This window comes from Micromonospora arborensis (assembly GCF_003205615.1).
GTDB lineage: Bacteria > Actinomycetota > Actinomycetes > Mycobacteriales > Micromonosporaceae > Micromonospora > Micromonospora arborensis.
On record NZ_PYBV01000014.1, the window covers coordinates 165,779 to 189,351 of the forward strand.

Here is a 23,573-nt window from a genome sequence, read left to right on the forward strand (position 1 = left end):
TCGCCGATGTGGGGGTGTCGCGCGGTCCGGATGGCCCCACGTCGCCGACCTGGTGTCGATCGTGGCGGCGGGGTGCTGGGCGGGCGGCGGCACTGGGCAAGCGGGACCTGCGTGACGGTTGGGGCCATGTGGCGGCGTGGGGACCGGGTGGCGGGGCTGGTGCCGCGATGATCAGGGCGGGGTTTGGATTAGGTGGTGAGGTCGGCGGTGGGTGGGGACGGTCCGTCGCCGACGAGGCGGAAGGAATCGGTGCCGGCCGGTTCGACCAGCCCGTCCTGCACCAGGCCGGCCAGGGCTCGGGCACGCTGCACGTCATCGGTCCAGACCTGGTCCAGCCGTTGGTGTGGGACCGGCCCGGTGGTTTCCCGGAGCACCCCGAGCAGCAGGCCGCGTACCTGCCGGTCGGTGCCCGCGTACCGCTGGGGTCGGCGGGTTGGCCCGACCGGGGCCTCCTGGCCGGAGGCACGCCATGCGCAGACCGATTCGACCGGGCAGGCCGTACAGCGTGGTGACCTGGCTGTGCAGATCACCGCGCCCAGCTCCATGAAGGCGGCGCTGGCCAGCGCCGCTGCGGCCGGTTCCGCCGGGAGCAGTTCTTCGGTGGCGACCAGGTCGGCTGGCCGGGTGACCGGCCCGGCGTCGGGTTCGCCGGCCACGGCCCGGGAGACCACTCGACGGACGTTGGTGTCGACCACCGGGTGCCGCTGCCCGTACGCGAAGGCAGCCACCGCCCGGGCCGTGTAGGTGCCGACTCCTGGCAGTGCGAGCAGTTGCTCCAGCCGGTCCGGCACCTGGCCGCCGTGGCGGTCCACGATCGCGATCGCGCATTCCCGCAGCCGGACGGCTCGTCGGGGGTAGCCGAGACGTCCCCACATCCGGATCGCCTCAGCTGGGGTGTCCGCCGCCAACGCTGCCGGCTCGGGCCAGCGGGCCAGCCATGCCTGCCAGGCCGGCGTCACCCGGACCACGGGCGTCTGCTGGAGCATGACCTCGCTGACCAGGATGGCCCAGGGGGTGGTCCCGGGTTCCCGCCAGGGGAGGTCGCGGGCGTGCTGTTGGAACCACCGGCTGACCAGGGTGGCGAAGTCGGGTTGAGTCATGGCGCCGTCGATGATGTCACGCGGCGCGGTCCCGCTGGATGGGCGGCTCGGGCGGGGTGTCACGGTGGCGGCCGACGGATCGGAGAGAATGCGCGGATGAACGAGCTCGCGATCACCGTCATCGGTCGGGACCGACCGGGCATCGTGGCCGATGTCGCCGAGGTGCTGGCCCGACTGGGCGCGAACCTCACCGACAGCACGATGACGCGGCTGCGGGGGCATTTCGCGATGACCCTCATCTGCACCGGGCCGGCCGCCGCCGAGGTTGAGGCCGCGTTGGTGCCGCTGGCCGCCGAGGGTCAACTGCTGGCGACGGTACGCGCGGTCACCCCGGACGGGGAGGTGCCTCCGGCGGGTGAGCCGTATGTGATGGCGGTGCACGGTTCGGACCGAATGGGCATCGTCGCCGCGATGACCCGGGTGCTGGTGGACGCGGGCGGCAATGTCACCGATCTGAGTACCCGGTTGGCTGGTTCGCTCTACGTGGTGTTGGCCGAGGTGGAGTTGCCGGCCGGTGTGGCTGACACACTCGTTGACCGGTTGCACCGGACGGCTGCCGAGTTGGGCGTGGAGGTCACGCTCCGGCCGGCGGACCCGGATCTGTTGTGACCGGCGCGGAGAGCGGAGGGCCGGCCGCCGAGGCGTACGCGGGTCTGGGTGACTGGACACCGGAGTCGCTGGTCGTGCCGGGTGAGGTGCGCGCTGTGGTGTCCGCCCCCCATCCGGTGCTGAGTCGGGCTGCCGACGAGGTCGATCCCACGGCGAAGGAGACGGTCCAGCTCGCGGCCGACCTGGTCGCAACGATGCGGGTTTCGCCGGGCTGCGTTGGGCTGGCCGCACCACAGGTGGGGGTGGGCGCTCGGGTCTTCGCGGTCGATGTGACCGGGCACCCGAAGGCGGTCACGGTGCATGGCACCTTCGTGTTGTGTAATGCCCGTGTGGTCGAGGCGACCCGGTGGAAAGCGGGCCGGGAGGGGTGCATGTCGGTGCCGGACCTGACCGGGGATGTGAAGCGGGCCAGCCGGCTGGTGGTGGAGGGTGATCTGCCGGGCACCGGCAAGCCGGTCCGGTTGGTGACCGACGGCTTCGAGGCGCGGGCGTTGCAGCACGAGATCGACCACTGCGCGGGGCTGCTCTTCCTGGATCGGGTGGCCGGTGCGCACGCCGTCTATCAGCGCAAGGTCTACCTCTGATCAGTCACATGTCCGTCCTGAGTGGACATTGGAGTACGCGTCCCGGAGTGGCTCCGGCGCGTCGCACGGCGCTGGCGGGCAGAGCGCGGCTACGGTGGAGGGCATCATGCGTCTGACGGTCGGCCCCCTGCCACCCGCCGTGTACTGGCGGCGTCGCGTCGTCGTACTTGGAGCGGGGCTTCTCTTCCTGATTGTCCTGCTCAACTCCTGCATCGGCTCGGGTAGTTCCGACGGAGATCCGAAGGCGGGGGCGACGCCGACCTCGGCGTCGACGTCCGCCGAGTCCCCCGGGGCGGACGGGTCGGTGCTGACACCGAAGACCGGTGCTCCGCCGCCGTCCGCCGAGCCGGATGCGACGCCGACCCCGAGCCCCGCGATGACCAGCAACGACCCTCAGTTGGGTGCGGCGGCCGGTTCGGTGGACGACGGCACCTGCACCGACGCGGAGATTCGTGTGGTCTCGGTGGCGAGTCCCACCTCGGTCCAGCGCGGGGCGATGGTCGACCTGCAACTCAAGATCAAAAACACGTCGGACCGGACGTGCAGCCGGAACGTCGGTGCCGATCTGCAGGAGATCTTCATCAAGTCCGGTGCCGAGAAGGTCTGGTCATCGGACACCTGCGGCAAGGTGCAGGGCTCGGACGTGCAGTCCTTCACGCCAAACTTCGAGCGCTCCTACCAGGTGGCCTGGAACGGGCGGGACACCAGCCGGTGCGACGGCAGTGGGCTGGCCGCCGGTCCGTTCCCGCCGCTCGGGGCGTACGAGGTGTTCGCCCGGGTCGGCACGAAGCTCAGCGCGCCGGTGAAGCTCACCGTCACCGGCTGAGCCGGGTCAGACGTAGCGTTCGAGGATTGACGCCTCGGCGAGCCGGGACAGCCCCTCACGGACGCCGCGAGCCCGGGCGTCACCGACCCCTTCGACGGCCTGCAGATCCTCCACGGTCGCGCCCAGCAGCCGCTGGAGGCTGCCGAAGTGCACCACCAGACGGTCGACCACCGCCACCGGCAACCGTGGCACCTTGGCCAGCAGCCGGAAGCCGCGAGGGCTGACGGCGGCGTCCAGCGCGTCGGACGCGGCCGGGTAGCCGATCGCCTTGGCCACCGACACCAGGTCGATCAGCTCGGTGGCGCCGAGCAGGTCCAGCTCGACCAGCGCCTCGTCCAGGGTGCGCGACTTGCGGCCAACCGGGAGGTAGTCCCGGATGACCAGCGTCCGGTCGGCGTCCACGCCGGCCATCAGCTCGTCGAGCTGCAGGGCGAGCAGTCGGCCGTCGGTGCCCAGCTCCACCACGTACCCGGCGATCTCGTCGGCGATCCGGCGAACCATCTCGAGTCGCTGCACCACGGCCACCGCGTCCCGCACGGTGACGAGATCCTCGATCTCCAGTGCGGAGAGCGTGCCGGAGACCTCGTCCAACCGGAGCTTGTAGCGCTCCAGGGTGGCGAGCGCCTGGTTGGCCCGGGAGAGGATCGCCGCGGAGTCGTCGAGCACGTGCCGCTGGCCGTTGACGTAGAGGCTGATGATCCGCATGGACTGGCTGACCGAGATGACCGGGTAGCCGGTCTGCCGGGCCACCCGCTCGGCGGTGCGGTGCCGGGTGCCGGACTCCTCGGTCGGGATGGACGGGTCGGGCATCAGGTGCACGGCCGCCCGGACGATCCTGGTGCCGTCGCTGGAGAGCACGACGGCGCCGTCCATCTTGCACAGCTCCCGGACCCGCGTCGCGGAGAACTCCACATCCAGCGGGAAGCCGCCGGTGCACAGGCCCTCGACGACCTTGTCGTAGCCCAGCACGATGAGCGCGCCGGTGCGGCCGCGCAGGATGCGTTCCAGACCGTCGCGCAGGGCGGTGCCGGGGGCCATCAGGGCGAGGTTGGCGCGCAGCGGATCCCCGGCGCTCCCGGTGGCTGCCGCGGTCACGCTCACGCTGATCGGGCGGGCGGGCGAGCCCACGGCGCCGGTGCGGGCCTGGGGCGGCGCGCCGGCTGGCTTGGTGGTATCGCGGTCGATCGGCACGGGCACAGTCTACGGACTGCCGTGCGGTGGGTGCTGTCGTGGTTACTGTGATGTGTCACGATGCGGCCCTTCCAACCCGTTTCCCGCTTGCGACGTGCTGTCCGGTTTCGCCGTCCTCGTCGGCACGGTGGGTCACTCGGCGGACGCGCGGGCCGCATGGTGCAGCGCCGAACGGACGTCCGTGACCTCGGTCACGCGCATCTGCTCGGGGTCGGCACCGGTGCTGGCCGGGCCGCAACCGGGCGGCACAAGGGCCACCTTGAAACCCAGCCGGGCCGCCTCGGCCAGCCGACGCGGCACCGCCCCGACCCGGCGCACCTCGCCGGTCAGCCCCACCTCGCCAATCGCCACCAGGTGCGGCGCGATGGCCAGGTTGAGCCCACCGGAGGCGACCGCCAACGCGACCGCCAGGTCGGCGGCAGGCTCCACCACCCGGATGCCGCCCACCGTGGCGGCGAAGACCTCCCGGTCGTGCAGGGTCAGCCGCTCGGTGCGCCGTTGCAGCACCGCGAGCACCATCGCCAGTCGCGCCGAGTCGAGGCCGGAGACGGTGCGGCGGGGAGAACCGGCCACCGTCGCGCCGATCAGGGCCTGCACCTCGGTGACCAGGGCCCGCCGCCCCTCCATCGCCACTGTCACGCAGGTGCCCGGGACCGGCTCCGCGTAGCGGGTCAGGAACAGCCCGGACGGGTCGGCCAGGCTGCTGATGCCGCCCTCGTGCATCTCGAAGCAGCCGACCTCGTCGGCCGCCCCGAACCGGTTCTTCACACCGCGCACCAGGCGCAGCGAGGAGTGCTTGTCGCCCTCGAAGTGCAGCACCACGTCGACCAGGTGCTCCAGCACCCGAGGCCCGGCCACCTGGCCGTCCTTGGTGACGTGCCCGACCAACACGGTGGCGATGCCCCGCTCCTTGGCGACCGAGACCAGCGCGGCGGTGACCGCGCGCACCTGGGTCACCCCACCGGGCACCCCCTCGGTGCCGGTGGTCGAGATGGTCTGCACCGAGTCGAGCACCAACAGGCCCGGCTTGACCGCGTCGAGGTGCCCGAGCACCGACGCCAGGTCACTCTCGGCCGCAAGGTAGAGCTGGTCGTGCAGGGTGCCCATCCGCTCGGCGCGCAGGCGGACCTGACTTACCGACTCTTCCCCGCTGACCACCAGCGAAGGGCTGCCGGCGCCGACCGCCCACTGCTGCGCCACGTCCAGCAGCAGGGTCGACTTGCCCACGCCGGGCTCGCCGGCGAGCAGCACCACGGCACCGGGGACCAGGCCGCCGCCGAGCACCCGGTCGAGCTCGCTCACCCCGGTGGGCACGGCGCGGGCCGGGGCGGCGCTGATGGTGGCGATCGGCCGGGCCGGCTCGGACGGTAGCCGGGAGCTGACCACCCGACCCGCCACGGTCGGGCCGGTCACCGTGCTCTCGACCACCGCGCCCCACTCGCCGCACTCCGGGCAGCGCCCCACCCACTTGGGCGGCTGGTGCCCACAGGCGTCGCACTCGTAGGCCGGGCGCGGCTCGCGGGCGGCGGACCGGCCACGGGCGGCGCCGGCTGTGGCGCCACGCGAAGGGGTCGATCGGGAGGTGGTCACATCAGGACGCTAGCCCTCTCGTACGACGAAAACACCCCGGCGTGGTGGTCACCACGCCGGGGCGTCCGTCGATACGGAGGTCGGGTCACTCGTGGGTCGTGCCGCCCTCGTCGCCCTCGTAGCCGCCCTCGCGCTCGATGATCGGCGAGGGAGGCGCCGCCGGGGTGAGCGGCACCGCGATCGGCGCCTGGCCGGTCACCGTGTTGCCGTTGCCGAAGTCGAAGGTCACCGAGACGTTCTGACCGGAGCGCAGCGCCTCGGTCAGGCCGATCAGCCGGAGCTGCGAGGTGGCCTCGGAGTTGAACTGGATGTAGCTCAGCGGAGCAAGCTCGATCCGGGCCAGCTGACCGGGTGCGGCCGGGCTGGCCGAACCCGACGCCCGCGCCGACTCCGGGGCGGACGGGGTGGCCGAGGACGACCCGGTCTCGGACGGGGTCGCCGTCGGGCGGGCCGAGCCGGACTCGGAGGTCGACGGGCTCGGCGAGCCGGACGGGGACTGGCTGGCGGGGGCGGACTCCGAGGCGGACGCCGACGGGCTCGCCGAGCCGCCGCTGATCCGCACGTCGCGAGCGCTCTCGGTGGTGACGGTGACGGTGACCGTCTGCTTGGAGTCGTTGTAGATCACGGCGCTCAGCGGGGCGTCCTGCCCGGCTCGGTAGCCCTCGGTGCCCGGGTAGTCCACCAGGAGACCACGCACAGAGAAGGATCCGTTGCTGGTCGTGAGGCTGACGCCCTGGACCGACGGCTCCTTCAACGCGGTCTCGGCGATCTGACCGGTGCCGCAGCCGGACGCCAGCAGGCCGGTCGCCGCGATCCCGGACAGCAACAGGGCCGCCCGCCGGGATCCCCTGATCGAGCGCGTCACGTCGGTCCTCCTCGTCACAATCCCCACCCGGGCCGCACGCCGGGCACGGTGGCCATACCCGCGCAGACCGCGCTCCAGGGTAGTTGGGGCTGATCGAGGCCCGCACGCGGACCCGGCAATGCCACCTACCCGGGTGCCGTTCACACCACCCGACCGCTCGCCACCAGCAGGACCACGTCGATCAGGGCCACCAGCATCACCGCCCGGAAGGCCGCCACCGGCCGCCGGCCGGCCCGGACCGCCGAGCGTCCGGCGTACCAGCTCAGCGGTGGGACCACGGCGGCCGTGCCGACCGCCGCCAACCCGATCGCCGACGGCGGCCCGGGCGGCCCGAGGACCAGGGCGGCGGTCGCCGCGAGGAGCAGCCCGGCGGCCGCCGCCCGGCTCCCGGCGGCACCCAGCCGATGCGGCAGGCCGCGCACCCCGGTCCGCGCGTCGTCGGCCAGGTCGGGCAGCACGTTGGCGAAGTGCGCGCCGGCACCCAGGCACGCCGCGGCCGCCAACAACCAGACCGGCGGGGTGGGCTGACCGGGCAGCGCCAGCACCACGAAGGCGGGTAACGCACCGAAGGAGACGGCGTACGGCAGCACCGAGAGCGCGGTGGCCTTGAGCGGCCAGTCGTAGAGCAGCGCGGAGACCAGGGCGACGGTCAGCCAGAACGCCGCCGTCGGGTTCGTGGTGAGCGCCAGCAGCGGACAGGCCACCGCGGCCACCGTCGCGGCCCAGGCCGTGGTGCGCCGACCGACCGCGCCGGCGGCGACCGGTTTGTCGGTACGCCCCACAGTGGCGTCCCGCTCGGCGTCCAGCGCGTCGTTGGTCCAGCCGACGGCGAGCTGGCTGGCCAGCACGGCGAGCACCACCGAGACGATTCCCGACGGCCGATGGCCCACTCCCCACGCCAGCAGACCGGCCACCGTGGTCACCGCTGCGGCCGGTTCTGGATGGCTCGCTCTGACCAGCCCTAACACCCTCGACGACATAAGGGAAGTCTGGTCGTTACCGAGCAGTCGTGCCACGCTCGGAGCCATGCGAGACGTGGCTGCGGCCGCGGCGTCCACCGGCCCCCGGGTCCTGCCGCGAAACGACCCGCGCCAGTACGACGACCTGGCCGGTGAGTGGTGGCGGCCGGATGGCGCGTTCGCGATGCTGCACTGGCTGGCTGCCGCCCGCGCGGCGCTGGTGCCACCGTCCACCCGCCCCGACGCGTTGCTCGTCGATCTGGGTTGCGGCGCTGGTCTGCTCGCGCCGCACCTGGCCGGCAAGGGCTACCGCCACGTCGGGGTGGATGTGACCCGCTCGGCGCTGGTCCAGGCAGCCGAGCACGGTGTGTGCGTCGTCCAGGGCGACGCGACCGCGGTTCCACTCCCGGACGGCTGCGCCGACGTCGTCTCGGCGGGCGAGTTGCTGGAGCACGTGCCGGCCTGGCCGCGGGTGGTGGCCGAGGCGTGCCGGCTGCTGCGCCCGGGTGGCCTGCTGGTGCTGGACACCCTGAACGACACCGCGATGGCCCGGCTCGTCGCGGTACGGATCGCCGAACGGCTGCCGACGGTGCCGCGGGGCATCCACGACCCACGGTTGTTCGTGGATGCTCGGGCGCTGGTGGCCGAATGCGCGCGGCACGGCGTCGATCTCCGGCTGCGCGGCATCCGCCCGCAGGTTGGCGGCCTGGTCGCCTGGCTGCTGCGGCGAGCCCGCGCGGCCCGCACGGGTGTGACGTCGACCGGCCGCGTGCCACGCATCGTGCCGACGCGTTCCACCGCCGTGCTCTACCAGGGCCGGGGGGTCCGAAGCGGATAGTCGGGCCGTGCCGGGGTACGGCAATCCGAGGAGGAGGCGATATGACGGTGCACGCGCTTGAAGCGGCCCGCCGGTTGGCGCCGCGTTTCGCCGCACGGGCGGCGGAGCACGACCGGGACGGTTCCTTTCCGGTGGACGACTTCCGTGACCTGCGGGAGGCTGGCCTGTTCGGGTTGATGGTGCCCCGCGCGTTGGGAGGCCTGGAAGCCTCCTTCGCCGAATACACCGCGGTGGCAACTGAGCTGGCCCGGGGCAACGGCGCGACCGCCCTGGTGTTCAACATGCACGCCTCGGTGACCGGCGCGTTGGGTGCGGTCACCGAGGAGTTGGCGGAGGCGCTGGGCGTACCGGACGAGGCGCTGGCCGCCCGGGACCGCCTGCTCACCGACGCCGCGCAGGGTTCCTGGTACGCGGTCGCGATGAGCGAGCGTGGTGCCGGCGCCCGGTTGTCCCAGTTGAGCACAGTCTACGAGGCGACCGACGAGGGATGGCATCTCAAGGGCAGCAAGACCTTCTGTTCCGGTGCCGGGCACGCGGACGGCTACCTGGTGGCGGCGCGCAGCGCCGCCGACCAGTCGGTGGTCTCGCAGTTCCTGGTGCCGGCCGGCGACGGCCTGACCGTGGAGCCGACCTGGGACTCGCTCGGTATGCGCGCCACCTCCTCACACGACCTGCATCTGGACGTCACGGTGCCCGCCGGTCGACTGCTCGGCGGGGTCGAGGGTCTGGCGTTGGTGGTCGCCCAGCTGATGCCGCACTGGCTGGTGGCGAGTTACGCGGCTGTCTACGTGGGGGTCGCCCGGGCGGCGATCGACGCGGCGGCCGAGCATCTCAATGCGCGCAAGCTGGCCGGTCTGCCGGCGGTGCGTGCCCGGCTGGGTCGGGCGGACGCGGCGACGGCGGCCGCGCAACTGGTGGTCGCCGAGGCGGCCCGTCGGGTGGACGAGGCGCCGGGCGACGAGGAGACCAACCGCTGGGTGTGGCGGGCGAAGCTGCTCGCCGGCACCACTGCCGCCGAGGTGGCGGCGTCGGTGCTGGAGGCGGCGGGGACCTCGGCGACCCGCCGTGGTCATCCGTTGGAGCGGCTCTACCGGGACGCCCGCTGCGGCTCGCTGCACCCGGCCACGTCGGATGTCTGCGCCGACTGGCTCGGCATTGCCGCGCTGGGAGGCGATCCGGATCGCGACGCATCGGCACCGCGTTGGTGAGCGGGTCGTGCGGGACTCGCGCGGGAGGTACGCCGGCCGAGGTGGCTGGTGGGTCGGCCAGGGGGAGGACAGCGTCTGACGAGAGGTGGGGATCGTGTCCATACCAGTGATCGCAGGGCTCGGGACTGCACAGCCGCCGTCCGCTTTGCAGGGCGAGTTGTGGGAGGGCTTCTTCTCTCGGCATTTCTCCGGCACCACCCGGGCGTTGGCCCAGCGGATCTTCGCGAACTCGGGGGTGACCCGGCGGCAGGCCGCGGTCAACCCCCTGTTGGAGGACGTCTCGGACTGGCCGACCGAGCGCCGGATGCGCCGGTATCAGGTGGAGGCCCTGCCACTGGGCAAGGAGGCGGTGGGTCGGGCGTTGACGGCCGCCGGGCTGGGCGCTGGCGACATCGGGCTGTTCATCGTCTGCTCGTGCACCGGGTACGCCACCCCCGGCCTGGACATCCTGCTCGCCCGGGATCTCGGTATGGCTGCGGACACCCAGCGGATGTTCATCGGCCACATGGGCTGTTACGCGGCGCTGCCCGGACTCGGGGCGGCGAGTGACTTCGTGACCGCGCGGGGACGGCCGGCGCTGCTGCTCTGTGCGGAGCTGACCAGCCTGCACATCCAGCCGTCCAGCGCCCGGGTGGACACCCAGCAGATCGTCTCCCACGCGCTCTTCTCGGACGCCGCGGTCGCCGCCGTGGTCGTGCCGGGTGGCCCGGGGTACGTGTTACGCGAGGTCACCGCCGTCACCGACACCTCGACCGCCGACCACATGACCTGGGACGTCACCGACGCGGGCTTCCGGATGGGGTTGTCACCGAAGGTGCCGCAGGTGCTCTCGAGGCATGTCCTCGGGTTGGTGGACGACCTGCTGGCGCGGCACGGGGTCAGCCGCTCCGAGGTGGATGGTTGGGCGGTGCACCCGGGCGGGCCGCGGATCCTCAACGTGGTGGAGCGGGAGTTGGCCCTTCCTCCGCAGGGGTTGGTGGCGTCCCGGGCGACGCTCGACGAGCATGGCAACTGCTCGTCGCCGACCGTGCTGCTGATCCTGGACCGGCTGGCCCGTTCGACACCGGCGGCTCGACGCGTCGTCATGCTGGCGTTCGGCCCCGGTCTCACCCTCTACGCCGCGCTGCTCGATCGACAGGACTGAACGTCCGGCCGGTACGCTCAGCGGATGGATCCAACGGCGGACGATCGGCTGCGGTCGGTGGTGTTGTTCGGCGCTGCGGTGGCCGTCCTGGCGGTCGGCGGCTGGTGGTGGCAGGCCGCCGCCCCCACCCCGGCGGCCAGTTCGGCTCGTCCGCCAGTGGCCTCGCCGAGCGCCGAGCCGAGCGTCAGCGCACCGCTGGAACGTGCCCTGGCATTGTCGGAGCCCGATGCGTCGGTGACCTTTCGAGTGGACCCCGAGACGGGCGAGGTCACCGAGGTCAAACGCCCCACGACGAGTCTGCCCCTTGGCACCGGCGACGTTCCGGGTGAGCTGCCCGTGTTCGAAGGGACGATCTGGCGGCAGCAGGGGGAGCTCCTCCCCGGTCAGGACGTGACCAGGCAGTCGGCCAACGACGGCGGACGCTACCAGCTTCAATACCGGTGCACGAGGCCCGGCGCGATGATGGTGACGAGCACCGGGGCCGAGATACTCGGCCCGGCACGCATCGATTGCGACGGCGCAACGACCCTCGCTGAGGTGGCGCCCACCGGCGGGCCGATCCGGGTGTCCCTGTCGGCCGTGGGCGACAAGCCCGTCGACGCTGAGGCGCAACTCTTCGCGGCGCCCTGAGCCTGAGCCCAATGCCCCGACGTCCGTATCCCCGGATCCCGCACCGGCCCCGTCGGCTGGGCAACCAGCGGCGCCAGCAGGCCGCCGAGATCAAGATCAACTCAACATCGCCGACGTGGCGGCATCCACGTGTCGGGAAACCACCACATCGCCGACACGGAGTCGATCTACCGCGGGCCTCGTCAGGTCAGGCGGTGAGGGCGGTCAGGTCCTGTCGGTACGTGTCGACCGACCCCAGGTCGGGCAGCACCCGGGTGACCGTTCCGCTGCGGTCGACCAGCAGCGCGGTCAGGCCGCCTGGGCGGGCCGGCTGGCCCAGGAACGAGCGCAGCCCGCCGGCGGGGTCGGCCAGCGCCCGGACCTGCCGCTGGTTGGCCGGTGCGGCCGGGACCGTCCGGCTGCCGGTGACGGTGACCACGGAGACGCCGGCGGGCGCGACCGCCAGGGCCTCGGCCACCCGGTCCGGGCACGGGCAGCCGTCCACCAGGATGATCATGGCGGGCAGCAGGCCGCGCAGTGGCACCGGCGCATTGCTCGCGTCGACCAGGTCCAGTGCGGGCAGTGCCCGCCCGGTGAGGGTCGCGGGTGGCGAGTAGGGGGCCGGGGTAGGTCGGTCGTTGCCCCGGTTGGCCCGTGGCCAGGTGACCACGAGTAGGCCGGCCAGCGTGGTGAGGACCGCCACCAGCAGGACCAGCAGCGGCAGGCCCAGAGCCCGCGGGCCGCCGGACAGCCCGGCGGCCCGGCGCAGCTCGCGGCGGATCTGGGCGGCCTCGGCGGCAAGCGCGGAGGCGTCGTCGGGGACCACCACCCGGCCCCATTCGGGCGGCAGGCCAGGCAGGCCGTCGGCCGGCCCGTGGCCCTCTGCATCAGGCTTGCCCATCGGACCTCCTGAAGGTCTCGAGAGCGGAGTGCGGCTCGGTCTCCAGGGTCCCGCACCAGGGGCACCTCGCGCTACACCTGGGCGCAGTCCCGCCGGGCGGGATACCATAGGAGGAGCGCATAGCCCTTGATCTCGACGTTCTGTTCACCCGTGCCGGGCAGTCATCCGCACGTTACGGAGCGTGTTTGAACCATTGGTTTGACCGCCTGTCAAGCTGAAGCAAGACCTCTCACAGGGCCCCTGAGCTGCGCCAACGGTCAGGACATCGGTGAGACATCGCTGCCTGACCGTGTTACCCTAGACACAGCGAAAGGGGTTTCGAACCTATGGTTTTCAGTGTCGGCGAGACCGTTGTTTACCCCCACCACGGGGCCGCACTCATCGAGGCAATCGAGACTCGGGTCATCAAGGGCGAGCCTAAGCAATACCTCGTCCTGAGGGTCGCGCAGGGTGACCTGACGGTCCGGGTGCCCGCCGAGAACGCCGAGATCGTGGGTGTTCGCGAGGTGGTCGGCGAAGAGGGCCTCGGTAAGGTCTTCGACGTTCTGCGGGCTCCGCACACCGAGGAGCCGACCAACTGGTCGCGGCGTTACAAGGCCAACCTGGAAAAGCTGGCCTCCGGAAACCCGTTGAAGGTCGCCGAGGTCGTGCGTGACCTGTGGCGCCGGGAGCGGGAGCGGGGCCTTTCCGCAGGCGAGAAGCGGATGCTTGCCAAGGCCCGGGACATTCTCGTCGGCGAGGTTGCGCTGGCTGAGAAGAGCACCAAGGACGAGGCGGAGACGCTGCTCGACAAGGTCCTCACCGAGGCCTAGTCCGTACAGCATCGTCGTACCCGATTCGTAGCAGAGAAACCACCGAGGACCGCGACGTGACCGCGCAGCTCAATCCGCGCGGTGACGTCGCGGTCCTCGTGCCTGCGGCGGGTGCTGGTGTACGGCTCGGCCCCGGCCGCCCCAAGGCGCTGCGCCTGCTCGCCGGTGAACCGCTGCTGGTGCACGCCGTGCGTCGACTTGCCGCCGCACCGTCGGTGCACACGATCGTGGTGGCCGCGCCGGCCGCCGAGGTGACGGCCGTCCGCGAGCTGCTGGCTCCGATCGCGCCGGTGATCGTGGTGGCAGGCGGTGCGGAACGGCAGGCGTCGGTGGCCGCCGCGTTGGCTGCGGTGCCCGACGGTCCGACGATCGTGCTGGTGCATGACGCCGCCCGCGCGCTCACCCCTCCCGAGCTCGTCGAATCCGTCGCGGCGGCGGTCCGCGACGGGCGTGACGCGGTGATCCCGGTTCTGCCGGTCGTCGACACGATCAAGGAGGTCGGCGCCGGCGAGGTGGTGCTCGGCACCGTCGACCGTTCCGCTCTGCGCGCGGTGCAGACCCCGCAGGGTTTCCGCCGGGCCGTCCTCAGCGCCGCGCACGCCGTCGCCGGCGACCCCCTCACCGACGACGCCGGGCTGGTCGAGAAGCAGGGTGTCACGGTGAGCTGCGTGCCGGGCTCGGAGTACGCCCTGAAAATCACCCGACCGTTCGACCTGGCCCTGGCGGAGCACCTGCTCGCCGCCTTCGATTGACGCGTACCCTCTGCTCATGATCGTTCCCCGGGTGGCCATCGGCACCGACGTGCACGCGTTCGAGCCCGGCCGGCCGTGCTGGGTCGCGGGCCTGCTCTGGCCCGACCAGGACGGCCTCGCCGGTCACTCGGACGCCGATGTGGCCGCGCACGCCGCCTGCAACGCGCTGCTCTCCGCCGCCGGGCTCGGTGATCTCGGCGCCGCCTTCGGGGTGGGCGAGCCGGAGTGGGCTGGCGCGTCCGGGCTGGCTCTGCTGACCGAGACGGCCCGCCGGGTGCGTGCCGCTGGCCTGGAGATCGGCAACGTGTCCGTGCAGGTCGTCGGCAACCGACCCAAGATCGGCCGCCGCCGGGCGGAGGCCCAGGAGGTGCTGTCTGCCGCCGTCGGCGCCCCGGTCACCGTCTCCGCCGCGACCACGGACGGGCTCGGCTTCACCGGCCGGGAGGAAGGCTTGGCGGGCGTCGCGGTGGCCCTGGTGTACGACGCGTCGGCCGCCTAGGCTCGCCGCGATGTCCAGCGACCCCGCCCCCGACCAGTCCGCCGCCGACGGCTACGTCCAGCGGGCCCAACTCCTGGCCGAGCTCGGCCGCTACGACGAGGCGGCCGGGGAGCTGACCTACGGGCTGGCCCTGCAGCCGGAGGACGTGGACGCCCTCACCATGCTGGCCCGGGTGCACCTGGCCGCCGACCGTCCGGCCGAGGCGCTCACCGCTGCGGACACGGCCGTCGCGGCCGCACCGGAGGCCCTCCCGCCGCTGGTCGCCAGGGGCATGGCGTTGTCCGACCTGGAGCGCTACTCCGAGTCGGCCGCCACCGCCGACCGGATCCTGGCCCTGGGCCCGGCCGACGCGTACGCCCAGCGAAGCGCGGCCGCGATCCTGGCCGGCGCCCGCAACGGTCAGCCGGCGCTGAACGCGGCCTGGCGTGGGGTCGAACTGGCCCCGGAGGAGCCACAGGCGCACCTGGTGCTCAGCCTGGTCGCCGCCCGACTGGACCTGTTCGACCTGGCCGAGCGGGCCTACCGGGAGGCGTTGCGGCTCGACCCGCGCATCGCCGAGGCCGGGCACGATGTGGGTGTCATGCGACTGGAGCAGCGCCGCTGGTCGGTGGCGTTGGAACACGTCGCCGAGGCTGTGACGATCACCCCGAGCCGAATCGACTCGCCGCGGACCCTCGCGCACGGCCTGCACCGCCTGGTGCTCTACGGCGCGGGTTGGACGCTGGTGGCGGCGGTGCTCGTGGCGTTCGCGGCCTCGGCGAACGGCGGGTTCTCCCGCATCCTGGCGGTGCTCGCCGCGCTCACCGGCGGGATCGTCGTCTGGCAGCTCGCGGCCCGGCTGCCGGGGCTGACCCGGACCGTCCTGCCCGCCATGCTGCACTCGGACCGGGCGATGGCGCTGGCGATCTACGCGGTGGCCTCCGCGCCGCTGCTGCTGCTGGTGTACGCGGTGGCCGGCTCCCCGTGGCCCCTGGTGCTGGCCATCGCGGTGACAGCGGTAGCCGAGTTAGCCGTCTTCACCAGAACCGCAATGCGCTGACCAACCACAAAGGTCACCAACCTCCGGCGTGACCAGTAAAGATCACCAGCGTCGCTCAGCCCGACCAGGTCAGGTTTTCGCCGGAGCCCGACCCGCGCAGGGATCAAGCCTGACCGCCCGGAGCGGGTCGGGCTCCGGCGAAAACCCCAGGGCGACTAAGCAGAACGCGCCCAGGTCCAGGCGTACCCCTCGTCCTCACATGCGCTGGCGGCGTCGCAGAGATCCAGGGGGCGGAACGTGTCGACCATGACGGCCAGCTCGTCGAAGTAGTCCGCACCGATCGAACGCTCGGCGGCACCCGGCTGGGGGCCGTGGGTGAAACCGGACGGGTGCAGCGAGATCGAGCCCTGTTCGATGCCGGAGCCGCGCCGGGCCTCGTAGTTGCCCCCGGTGTAGAAGAGCATCTCGTCGGAGTCGACGTTGTGGTGGTTGTACGGCACCGGGATCGACTCCGGGTGGTAGTCGACCTTGCGGGGCACGAACGAGCAGATGACGAAGTTGGGACCCTGGAAGGTCTGGTGCACCGGCGGAGGCTGGTGGATGCGGCCGGTGATCGGCTCGAAGTCGTGGATGGAGAACGCCCACGGGTAGAGGTGACCGTCCCAGCCGACCACGTCGAACGGGTGGTTGGCGTAGACGTAGCGGGTCCATCCACGGCGGTGGCGGACCAGCACCTCGACCTCCTCGTCGTCGACGAGCAGCGGGGCGTCGGGGCCGCGGACGTCGCGCTCGCAGTACGGCGAGTGCTCCAGGAACTGGCCGCGGACCGAGAGGTAGCGCTTGGGTGGGCCGATGTGCCCGGACGCCTCGACGGTGAGCAGCCGGACGGGCTGGTCGCCGGTGGGCACCAGTCGGTGGATGGTCGAGGTGGGGATGATGACGTAGTCGCCGGCGACCGCGTCGAGCATCCCGAACGGGGACTCGACGCGCAGGGTGCCCGACTCGACGTACAGGCAGTGGTCGCCGGTCGCGTCGCGGAACAGCGGGGAGGGCTGGTCCGCGAGCACGTACCCGATCCGGACGTCGTCGTTGGCGAGCAGGTACTGCCGACCGAGGATGGGGTCGACGCCGCCGGTGTCCAGTTTGTGGGTGCGCAGGTGGCGGGGCTTGAGCGGCAGGTTCGGTGCCCGGGTGAACGCGGGTGGGGTGAACTCGTCGGCGGCCAGGATCGCCGTGGGCGCGTGCCGGTGGTAGAGCAGGGACGAGTCGGAGGAGAACCCCTCCTGGCCCATCAGCTCCTCGGCGTAGAGGCGCCCGTCGGGCTGACGGAACTGGGTGTGGCGCTTGCGCGGCACCTCGCCGACGCTGCGGTAATACGGCATCTCGCCTCCCGATTTGTCCCGTCCACCGGCCAGGTGTGTCCGATAATCGGACGCTGTTGTCCGTTCCTCGTAGCGTCCCGTACATTCTTGTTCCGTGTCAACGCAGGTGCCCGCCCTCCTCGACGGCCTGGTGGACGACGCCGCCGTCTTCCCACCCGGCAGCGCCGCGCTGCCCGACGCCCTGACCGCCCACCGCCGGCACCGCACCGCCTGGTACGCCGACCTCGTCGGCCCGCTGCTGGTCCCGGCCTCGACCGTGGCGCGCGGCGACCTGAGTGGTCTCGTCGACCCCGGTACGGGCCTGGTGGTCGGCGTGATCGGTGACACCGGGATCGGGCACCTGCCTTTCGCGCTGTCGTTCCTGGCCCCGGACGGCGTCACCGCCCGCCAGGTCGAGGTGGCCGTCGCCAAGCGGGGCGAGGACCCGCTGCCCGGCGTCGCCGAACTGGTGCGACTGACCGGTGCCATGCCGGACGTCGAGGCCGTCTACGCCGAGCTGCCGCTGACCTTCGGGCTGATGGGCGCGCTGGACGCCTTGGCCGCCGCCCGCGACGACGGGGTGCCGATCGCGGCCAAGTTCCGCACCGGCGGCCTGGCCGCCGAGCTGTTCCCCACGCCGGCCGAGTTGGCCGCGGTCATCTGCGCGTGCCGCGACCGTGGCCTGCCGTTCAAGCTCACCGCCGGGCTGCACCAGGCCGTCCGACACCTGGACCCGGAGACCGGGTTCACCCACCACGGCTACGCCAACGTGCTGGCTGCGACCCTGGCAGCCGCTGATGGTGAGAGTGCGGGGGCGGTCACCGAGCTGCTGACCGTGGTCGACCCGCGCCCTCTGGTGGAGCGCGCGACGGCACGACTGACCGAACCCCGCCCACTGTGGGTCGGCTTCGGCTCGTGCAGCATCCTGGAACCACTTACCGATCTGATCCGGCTTGGGCTGGTGAACGGGGGCTACGACGCATGACCTGGGTGACCGGCGCCGACGGTTCGCCGTACGGGGTGACGAACCTGCCGTACGGGGTGTTCCGGACCGACGGGGGGCAGCCACGGATCGGCGTACGGATCGGATCCTGGGTCTTCGACCTGGCTGCGGCCGAGGCCGCGGAGCTGGTGCTGGCCGCGGGTGCGCTGTGCCGACCCACCCTCAACGAGTTCATGGCGCTCGGTCGTCCGCAGTGGACGGCGGTACGGCAGCGGATCATTGAGCTGCTGACCGACCCGGCGCACCGGGCCGCGGTGGAGCCGATGCTGGTGCCCCTCGACGACGTGGAACTGCTGCTCCCGATCGAGGTCGCCGACTACGTCGACTTCTACTCGTCCGAGCACCACGCGTCCAACGTCGGGCAGATCTTCCGCCCCGGCCAGCCGCCGCTGCTGCCCAACTGGAAGCACCTGCCGATCGGCTACCACGGGCGGGCCGGCACGGTGGTCGTCTCCGGCACACCGGTGGTCCGGCCGACCGGGCAGCGCGCGTCCGCCGAGGGCCCGGTCACCGGCCCGTCGGTACGCCTCGACATCGAGGCCGAGGTCGGCTTCGTGGTGGGCGTACCCAGTGCGTTGGGCGACCGGGTGTCCGTCGACGACTTCGCCGACCACGTCTTCGGGGTGGTGCTGGTCAACGACTGGTCCGCCCGGGACATCCAGGCCTGGGAGTACCAGCCACTCGGCCCGTTCCTCGGCAAGTCGTTCGCTACCTCGGTGTCGGCCTGGGTCACGCCGCTGGACGCGCTCAGCGACGCCTTCGTGCCAGCCCCCGACCAGGACCCACCGGTCGCCGGCTACCTGCATGCCGTGCCGCACCTCGGCCTGGACCTCCGCCTGGCGGTCGAGTGGAACGGCGAGCAGGTGAGCGAGCCGCCGTTCGCCACCATGTACTGGACCCCCGCGCAGCAGTTGGCGCACCTCACCGTCAACGGCGCGTCACTGCGCACCGGCGACCTGTACGCCTCCGGCACCGTCTCCGGCCCGGACCGATCGCAGGTGGGCTCGTTCCTGGAACTGACCTGGGGCGGGGCGGAGCCGGTCAAGGTCGGCGAGGAGAGCCGCACCTTCCTCGCCGACGGAGACACGGTGACGATCACCGCCACCGCGCCCGGCCCGGACGGCACCACCATCGCCCTGGGCCAGGTCACCGGCACGATTCGTCCAGCTCGCTGAGCGGGAACGTTCCAGCCGTCTCGTCCGTGGGACTCGTGATCGCACCCGCTGTGCGATCATCCGCCCTGGTTAACCCGTTGATCGTCCGGATTCGTCGCCTCGCCGCGCGATCCGGGTCGGGCCGTACCCGGCTGCCAGCGGTGGGGCATCCCATCGCACACGGAGGTAACGATGATGCACGATCTCACGGGCGCGGTCTGGCGTACCAGTAGCCGCTCGAACGACCAGGGGCTCTGCGTGGAGGTAGCCGACAACCTGGCCGATGTCCACGGTCTGGTCGCGATCCGCGACTCGAAGGATCAGGCCGGCCCCACACTCGCGGTCAGCCCGCCTGGGTGGACAGCGTTCATCGGCGCGATTCAGGTCGGTCGCTTCGAACGCTGACCGATGCTCCGGCTTCGGTCGACGACGACCGGTGCCGAGCAGCCACCTGATCGGACAAAGCGGCCTCCGGGGGTGGAAATTCCGTCCCGGAGGCCCCGTCCGGCCCTTACTCCGCGTACCGTCGGGGACACGGGGAGGGTGGCATGTCGACGGTGGCGGTTACCAGGTTCATCGAGGCGCACGCTGTCGATGTCTGGCGTCTGTTGACCGACCTGCCCGGCCGTGCGGCCCGGCTCACCGCGGCCGGCCCGATCGAGGTGCTCACCCCGGGTCCGTTCGGGCCGGGCACCGCCTGGCGTGAGGAGCGTGCCCAGCCGGGCGGCGGCACACTGACCGAAGAGTTCCTCGTGGTGGAGACACTCGCCCCACACCGGCTGGTGCTCTGTTCCTCCGGTGCCGGCGTGGATTACCGGATCACCTGGAGTCTGCGGCCGGTCCGCCGTCGCCGTCGCGGTTGCACGGCGGTCACCGTCACCCAGGAGGCGGTGCCGACCGCTCCGTACGGCCGGGTGGTGGCGCTGCTGCTCGGTGGCCTCGCCGCGCGGGCGGTCGAGGTGGCACTCCGGCGTGACCTCGCCGACCTGGCCGTGGCGGCCGGTGCCACCGGCTCCGTCGAAGCCGCCTGACCGCGAGCCGGTCACCCCCGCGCCGAGCCCGACCGTGACCGCCGCGACCTGGGCGGGGTTCGGCCGGTGCCGCTGGGTAGGGTGCCGGGCGGAGGTGCGGCATGGGGATCCCGAGGGGCCGGCGAAGGCTCGCGATGGCGGTCGCGGCGCTGCTCGCGACCGTGGCCGTCGTGGTCATCGTCTACCGGGTGCTCGCGCCGGCCGAGGTGAGCACGGTGGCCCGGGGCGCTTATCCGGCCGCGGCCCGACCGGCCGCCGGTGTGGTCGGTCGACTGCCGGTCGCCCCGTTGATCGTGGACGGGAGGCTGCGGGTGTACGCCGCGCACCGCCAGGTCTATGCCGACCAGCCGGTCGACGGGCGGTACCGGAACAGCCCGTTCTGGTCGTACCGACGCTGGCCGGCGGAGTTGACCGGGGTGGTGGCCAGCGGCAGCGTCGTGGTCAGCCGTTGGTCCGACGGTCAACTTGTCGCGCTCGACGCGCCGACCGGCCGGGTGCGCTGGAAGACCGACGGCCCGAAGCCCGGCGGGAGTGCGGCGCTGGTGCGGCGTACCGGTGCGGCCACCGTCTGGGACCCGCGCGGGCTGCACCTCACCGACCTTCCGGACGGCCGCACGGTGGTGGTGGTCAGCGGAGACGCCCAGGCGCGCGGGGTCGAGTTGAGCGCCGGTCGGGAACTGTGGCGGGCCGATCTGCCCGGCGGTTGCCGCACCGACGTCGGCACCACGGCTTCCGGGCAACTGGTCGGTCTGGACGCCTGCGCCGGGCCGGCGACTCTCGAGTTCCGGGACGCGGCGACCGGTGCGGTGCGCGAACGCTGGCGACCGCCGGGTGGTCCGGACGAGTTGGTGGTGACTCCGCTCGGTTGTCGTACCGGCCGGTCGTCCTGCTCGGCTCTGCGCACCGCTGGGCCGGGCGACGCGGGCGGCCGGGGTTGGCTGCTGGACGCCGGGGAGCCGGTGGCTGCCCCCGCGCTGGATCCCGCCGGCGCCCTCGTGGTCGGTGCACAGGTCGTCGTGGTGCTCGACGGGGTGGCGGTGGGTCGGTCGGCGCGTACCGGCACCGAGCTGTGGCGGTCCGCGGACCTGGGTACGGCACGGCTTCTGGCCGCGCAGCCCGGCCGGGTGCATCTGCTGACCGAGGCGAACGACCTGGTGACGCTGGACCCGGCGACCGGTACGCAACTGTCCCGCTTCCCGCTCAAGGTCGGACGAGATGGGACGGGCTGGGCGCCCGGGGCCGTGGCAGCCGAGGGCGGCTACGTCGCGGTGGAACGGCTCCGCCGGCCGGTGGACCCGGACGCCGACGACGAGCGCTACTACCTGACGCCAGAGGCGGTGATCCTGGCTGCCACCTGATCGTGGCGTCTCTGGCACCCGGACAGTTGAACCGTCCATTCCCTTTGTCCGTAAAGGGTATGTTTTTCACGGTTCAGGTTTCCGTTGGGAAGGGGTCGGCGCATGGGCAGGACAGCAGCTAACTACCTCGTGGGTGGCGCACTAGCCGCCGCGAGCCTCGCGCTGGCGGTACCGCCGGTGCTTGCCGCGGATCCCGCGTCGGCGCGGGGGTTCAGCGCCGTCCGGGCCGCACCGTCGGCGGACACCGGCGTCACCTTCGAGATCCTGCCCGCGCCGACGCTCACGCCGACGCAACCCGCGCCACCCACCCCCACACCCACACAGCCCGCGCCACCCACGCCCACGCCAACGGAAACCACGCCGGCACCACCCCAACCCTCGCCCAGTCATGGTGGCGAGCTGCCGGTCACCGGTCCCGGTGGATCGACGCTGGTGCTCACCGGACTGGGTGTGACCCTGCTGGTCGTCGGTGGGCTCGCCGCGCGCCGCAGGCGGCCGGTCTGACGTGCCGCCGCCGGCGGCTGGTAGAGCCCGCCGCCGGCGGCCGATCTGCTGTGCGACCGCCGGCGTGTGTCAACGTCCGACGGGAATCCGCTCCCGTGGGGCGTCGGTGGGGGGTCGGGGGGACTGCCGCCGGGATCGGCGGACCAGCACCGCGAGGCCGGTGAGAAGCAGCAGGCCCGCGATGGCCGCCCCCACGGTCCAGACGGACGTCATCCGGGAGATGACGCTGCCCCGCTCTCCGACCTGGCCCGCGTCGGGGAACTGGATCTGCGCGGTGATGCTGCGCTTCACCATCCCGCTCTCCAGGTTCACCTCGATCTTCCAGGGCCCGTTCGGCAACTCGGCTGGTAGCCGTGCGATGACCTGCCCGGAGCCACCCGGCGGTAGCGTGACGCCCTGCGCCACCGGGAACGGGCCGGCACGGCTGTCGGCCGGTCCGTCGGTCAGGGCGACCGAGCCGGTCAGGTCGATGGCACGACCGCCGGTGTTGGTGACCTGGGCGGTCACCGTGGGCACCCCCTCCGGGCCGCGGGCCGGGCGAAGCTCACCGATCGAGAAGTCGGAGACTGGTTCGCCACCGGGTCCGATGTCGAGGTACATCCGGACGCCGACCCGGTGGATCTGGGTGACCTCCCCGCCCTCTCGGGGCGCGGACGTGGCGGACGCCCAGATCACCCCGTACCGCTCGCCGCGCGAGGCGGGCGGCGGCACCGTGACGGTCGCCAGGACTCGGGCCTCGCCCCACGGCTCGACCTCGACAGCCGACTTGTCGAGGGTGATCCATGAGGTCAGCTCGTTGGCCGCACGACCCTCGCCGAACTTGAACCCCGAACCCTCGACGGTCGCCGCCGCCGGATACACGTCGATGCGGCGGGTCTCGTCGGTGCGGTTGGTGATCAGCAGTTGGCGCTTGATGGTGGTGCCCGGCGGGAGGTGATCGACGATGTAACGCAACGCCCGGGGGTCGTCGCGGCGGTTGGTGGGTGCCTCCAGCAGCCGGATCCCGAGGCGGTCGTCGGCGTCTGGCTCGGCCGCGCCGGCCCGGGTCGACAGACCCGGACCGGCGAGGGAGAGCAGCGCCAGTGCGACCGCGACGGTCGACCGGCCGTGGCGGCTAGGCCACCGAATGCGTCACCGTCCCGGTGTAGATGCCCGCGATGCTGTCCAGCGGGACGTTGACGATCAGGGTCGGGTTCCAGGTCGCGGTGTTACCACCGGTGCCGCCCGTGTGGGTGAACGCGGTGACCGGGGTGACGCTGGACAGCGGCTCCGCGGCGGCGGCATTGACCTGGCCCGGCGTGAAGGTGCCGGTGCCGGTGGTCGCGGTGGCGGGGCCCGACCAGTAGTCGATCTCTTCCGGCAGGACCGTCTCCGCGGGGGTGCCGCCACCGGTCTGGAAGACGCTGGCGGTCACCGAGGCCACCCAGGAGGCGTCCGCCGCACCCCGGGAGTCGGTGACCGTGACCGCGCCGAGTTGGCCGGTGATGGTGCTACCGGGCGCGCCGCTGCCCAGGTCGGCGGTGGCCGGCGCGTCGATGTCGAGGGTGCCCACCTCCACCTCGAAGGTGACGGTGGTGGTGTCGGTGGGCGCGGCGGAGGCCGGCGCGGCGAGGAAGCCGACCATCGCGGCGGCGGCCGCTCCGGCGAGGCAGATCTTGGCAGTACGCACTGTTTGTTACCCCGTTTTCTCGAAGTG

Annotated in this window: 26 protein-coding genes; 17 read left to right on the plus strand and 9 right to left on the minus strand. The window is 72.4% G+C overall.

Features of this window, described 5'->3' with window-relative positions; translation table 11 throughout:
* Window positions 1-188 precede the first annotated feature (188 nt).
* Window positions 189-1,100: an HhH-GPD family protein gene (locus C7C45_RS12175; RefSeq protein WP_110563732.1), complete on the minus strand. Its 912-nt coding sequence runs from the start codon at window positions 1,098-1,100 to the stop codon at window positions 189-191.
* A gap of 96 nt (window positions 1,101-1,196) precedes the next feature.
* Between C7C45_RS12175 and C7C45_RS12180 the strand changes: the two genes are divergently transcribed.
* The 3 genes from C7C45_RS12180 to C7C45_RS12190 all read left to right on the plus strand — a co-directional run bounded on the left by C7C45_RS12180 (window position 1,197) and on the right by C7C45_RS12190 (window position 3,119).
* Window positions 1,197-1,709 carry a glycine cleavage system transcriptional repressor gene (locus C7C45_RS12180; RefSeq protein ID WP_110563733.1) on the plus strand — a complete coding sequence of 171 codons (513 nt, stop codon included), beginning with the start codon at window positions 1,197-1,199 and terminating at the stop codon, window positions 1,707-1,709.
* Window positions 1,706-2,293, plus strand: coding sequence for a peptide deformylase (locus tag C7C45_RS12185; protein ID WP_110563734.1), 588 nt, complete (start codon window positions 1,706-1,708; stop codon window positions 2,291-2,293). The genes C7C45_RS12180 and C7C45_RS12185 overlap by 4 nt, the downstream gene beginning before the upstream one ends.
* A gap of 106 nt (window positions 2,294-2,399) precedes the next feature.
* A complete protein-coding gene (locus C7C45_RS12190) occupies window positions 2,400-3,119 on the plus strand; it encodes a hypothetical protein (protein ID WP_110563842.1) in 720 nt (239 codons plus the stop codon).
* A 6-nt stretch (window positions 3,120-3,125) separates the two neighbouring features.
* Here C7C45_RS12190 and disA read toward each other — a convergent pair whose 3' ends face one another.
* The 4 genes from disA to C7C45_RS12210 all read right to left on the minus strand — a co-directional run bounded on the left by disA (window position 3,126) and on the right by C7C45_RS12210 (window position 7,745).
* Window positions 3,126-4,310: a DNA integrity scanning diadenylate cyclase DisA gene (gene disA, locus C7C45_RS12195; protein ID WP_110563843.1), complete on the minus strand. Its 1,185-nt coding sequence runs from the start codon at window positions 4,308-4,310 to the stop codon at window positions 3,126-3,128.
* Window positions 4,311-4,442: 132 nt separating this feature from the next.
* Window positions 4,443-5,900, minus strand: coding sequence for a DNA repair protein RadA (gene radA / locus C7C45_RS12200; protein ID WP_110563735.1), 1,458 nt, complete (start codon window positions 5,898-5,900; stop codon window positions 4,443-4,445).
* Window positions 5,901-5,985: 85 nt separating this feature from the next.
* A complete protein-coding gene (locus C7C45_RS12205) occupies window positions 5,986-6,765 on the minus strand; it encodes a hypothetical protein (RefSeq protein ID WP_110563736.1) in 780 nt (259 codons plus the stop codon).
* Window positions 6,766-6,905: 140 nt separating this feature from the next.
* Window positions 6,906-7,745 (minus strand): UbiA family prenyltransferase, encoded by an 840-nt coding sequence (locus tag C7C45_RS12210; protein ID WP_244200341.1) that lies wholly within the window; start codon window positions 7,743-7,745, stop codon window positions 6,906-6,908.
* Window positions 7,746-7,791: 46 nt separating this feature from the next.
* Between C7C45_RS12210 and C7C45_RS12215 the strand changes: the two genes are divergently transcribed.
* The 4 genes from C7C45_RS12215 to C7C45_RS12230 all read left to right on the plus strand — a co-directional run bounded on the left by C7C45_RS12215 (window position 7,792) and on the right by C7C45_RS12230 (window position 11,544).
* On the plus strand, window positions 7,792-8,562 hold the full coding sequence (locus C7C45_RS12215) for a methyltransferase domain-containing protein (protein WP_110563737.1): 771 nt from the start codon (window positions 7,792-7,794) through the stop codon (window positions 8,560-8,562).
* 41 nt (window positions 8,563-8,603) lie between these two features.
* Window positions 8,604-9,770 carry an acyl-CoA dehydrogenase family protein gene (locus C7C45_RS12220; RefSeq protein WP_110563738.1) on the plus strand — a complete coding sequence of 389 codons (1,167 nt, stop codon included), beginning with the start codon at window positions 8,604-8,606 and terminating at the stop codon, window positions 9,768-9,770.
* 85 nt (window positions 9,771-9,855) lie between these two features.
* Window positions 9,856-10,914 carry a type III polyketide synthase gene (locus C7C45_RS12225; protein WP_110563739.1) on the plus strand — a complete coding sequence of 353 codons (1,059 nt, stop codon included), beginning with the start codon at window positions 9,856-9,858 and terminating at the stop codon, window positions 10,912-10,914.
* Between the two features lie 24 nt (window positions 10,915-10,938).
* Window positions 10,939-11,544 carry a peptidase associated/transthyretin-like domain-containing protein gene (locus C7C45_RS12230; RefSeq protein WP_110563740.1) on the plus strand — a complete coding sequence of 202 codons (606 nt, stop codon included), beginning with the start codon at window positions 10,939-10,941 and terminating at the stop codon, window positions 11,542-11,544.
* A gap of 187 nt (window positions 11,545-11,731) precedes the next feature.
* Here C7C45_RS12230 and C7C45_RS12235 read toward each other — a convergent pair whose 3' ends face one another.
* On the minus strand, window positions 11,732-12,424 hold the full coding sequence (locus tag C7C45_RS12235) for a hypothetical protein (protein WP_110563741.1): 693 nt from the start codon (window positions 12,422-12,424) through the stop codon (window positions 11,732-11,734).
* A gap of 326 nt (window positions 12,425-12,750) precedes the next feature.
* Here C7C45_RS12235 and C7C45_RS12240 point away from each other — a divergent pair, with 326 nt between their 5' ends.
* From C7C45_RS12240 to C7C45_RS12255, 4 genes are read left to right on the plus strand one after another with little or no spacing between them, the layout of a single operon-like run.
* Window positions 12,751-13,236: a CarD family transcriptional regulator gene (locus C7C45_RS12240; RefSeq protein WP_007073334.1), complete on the plus strand. Its 486-nt coding sequence runs from the start codon at window positions 12,751-12,753 to the stop codon at window positions 13,234-13,236.
* A gap of 56 nt (window positions 13,237-13,292) precedes the next feature.
* Window positions 13,293-13,988: a 2-C-methyl-D-erythritol 4-phosphate cytidylyltransferase gene (ispD, locus tag C7C45_RS12245; protein WP_110563742.1), complete on the plus strand. Its 696-nt coding sequence runs from the start codon at window positions 13,293-13,295 to the stop codon at window positions 13,986-13,988.
* Between the two features lie 16 nt (window positions 13,989-14,004).
* Window positions 14,005-14,487, plus strand: a complete 483-nt coding sequence (gene ispF, locus C7C45_RS12250; RefSeq protein WP_110563743.1) for a 2-C-methyl-D-erythritol 2,4-cyclodiphosphate synthase — start codon at window positions 14,005-14,007, stop codon at window positions 14,485-14,487.
* Between the two features lie 10 nt (window positions 14,488-14,497).
* On the plus strand, window positions 14,498-15,526 hold the full coding sequence (locus C7C45_RS12255; protein ID WP_110563744.1) for a tetratricopeptide repeat protein: 1,029 nt from the start codon (window positions 14,498-14,500) through the stop codon (window positions 15,524-15,526).
* Between the two features lie 155 nt (window positions 15,527-15,681).
* Here the strand turns inward: C7C45_RS12255 and C7C45_RS12260 are convergent, their stop codons facing one another.
* Window positions 15,682-16,848, minus strand: a complete 1,167-nt coding sequence (locus C7C45_RS12260; RefSeq protein ID WP_110563745.1) for a homogentisate 1,2-dioxygenase — start codon at window positions 16,846-16,848, stop codon at window positions 15,682-15,684.
* A gap of 94 nt (window positions 16,849-16,942) precedes the next feature.
* Here C7C45_RS12260 and C7C45_RS12265 point away from each other — a divergent pair, with 94 nt between their 5' ends.
* From C7C45_RS12265 to C7C45_RS12290, 6 genes are all read left to right on the plus strand, one after another.
* The gene (locus C7C45_RS12265) at window positions 16,943-17,812 is read left to right on the plus strand and encodes a hypothetical protein (protein ID WP_110563746.1); all 870 of its coding nucleotides are present in this window, start codon (window positions 16,943-16,945) and stop codon (window positions 17,810-17,812) included.
* The gene (fahA, locus tag C7C45_RS12270; protein ID WP_110563747.1) at window positions 17,809-19,005 is read left to right on the plus strand and encodes a fumarylacetoacetase; all 1,197 of its coding nucleotides are present in this window, start codon (window positions 17,809-17,811) and stop codon (window positions 19,003-19,005) included. The genes C7C45_RS12265 and fahA overlap by 4 nt, the downstream gene beginning before the upstream one ends.
* A gap of 174 nt (window positions 19,006-19,179) precedes the next feature.
* Window positions 19,180-19,389, plus strand: a complete 210-nt coding sequence (locus C7C45_RS12275; RefSeq protein WP_110563748.1) for a DUF397 domain-containing protein — start codon at window positions 19,180-19,182, stop codon at window positions 19,387-19,389.
* 143 nt (window positions 19,390-19,532) lie between these two features.
* Window positions 19,533-20,015, plus strand: a complete 483-nt coding sequence (locus C7C45_RS12280; protein WP_110563749.1) for an SRPBCC family protein — start codon at window positions 19,533-19,535, stop codon at window positions 20,013-20,015.
* Between the two features lie 101 nt (window positions 20,016-20,116).
* Window positions 20,117-21,373 carry an outer membrane protein assembly factor BamB family protein gene (locus C7C45_RS12285; protein WP_110563750.1) on the plus strand — a complete coding sequence of 419 codons (1,257 nt, stop codon included), beginning with the start codon at window positions 20,117-20,119 and terminating at the stop codon, window positions 21,371-21,373.
* Between the two features lie 102 nt (window positions 21,374-21,475).
* On the plus strand, window positions 21,476-21,877 hold the full coding sequence (locus C7C45_RS12290) for an LPXTG cell wall anchor domain-containing protein (RefSeq protein WP_110563751.1): 402 nt from the start codon (window positions 21,476-21,478) through the stop codon (window positions 21,875-21,877).
* A 69-nt stretch (window positions 21,878-21,946) separates the two neighbouring features.
* Here the strand turns inward: C7C45_RS12290 and C7C45_RS12295 are convergent, their stop codons facing one another.
* Together C7C45_RS12295 and C7C45_RS12300 are read right to left on the minus strand one after the other, a co-directional pair.
* The gene (locus tag C7C45_RS12295; RefSeq protein ID WP_110563752.1) at window positions 21,947-22,831 is read right to left on the minus strand and encodes a hypothetical protein; all 885 of its coding nucleotides are present in this window, start codon (window positions 22,829-22,831) and stop codon (window positions 21,947-21,949) included.
* Window positions 22,832-22,991: 160 nt separating this feature from the next.
* Window positions 22,992-23,546, minus strand: coding sequence for a hypothetical protein (locus tag C7C45_RS12300; protein ID WP_244200342.1), 555 nt, complete (start codon window positions 23,544-23,546; stop codon window positions 22,992-22,994).
* Window positions 23,547-23,573: the final 27 nt, after the last annotated feature.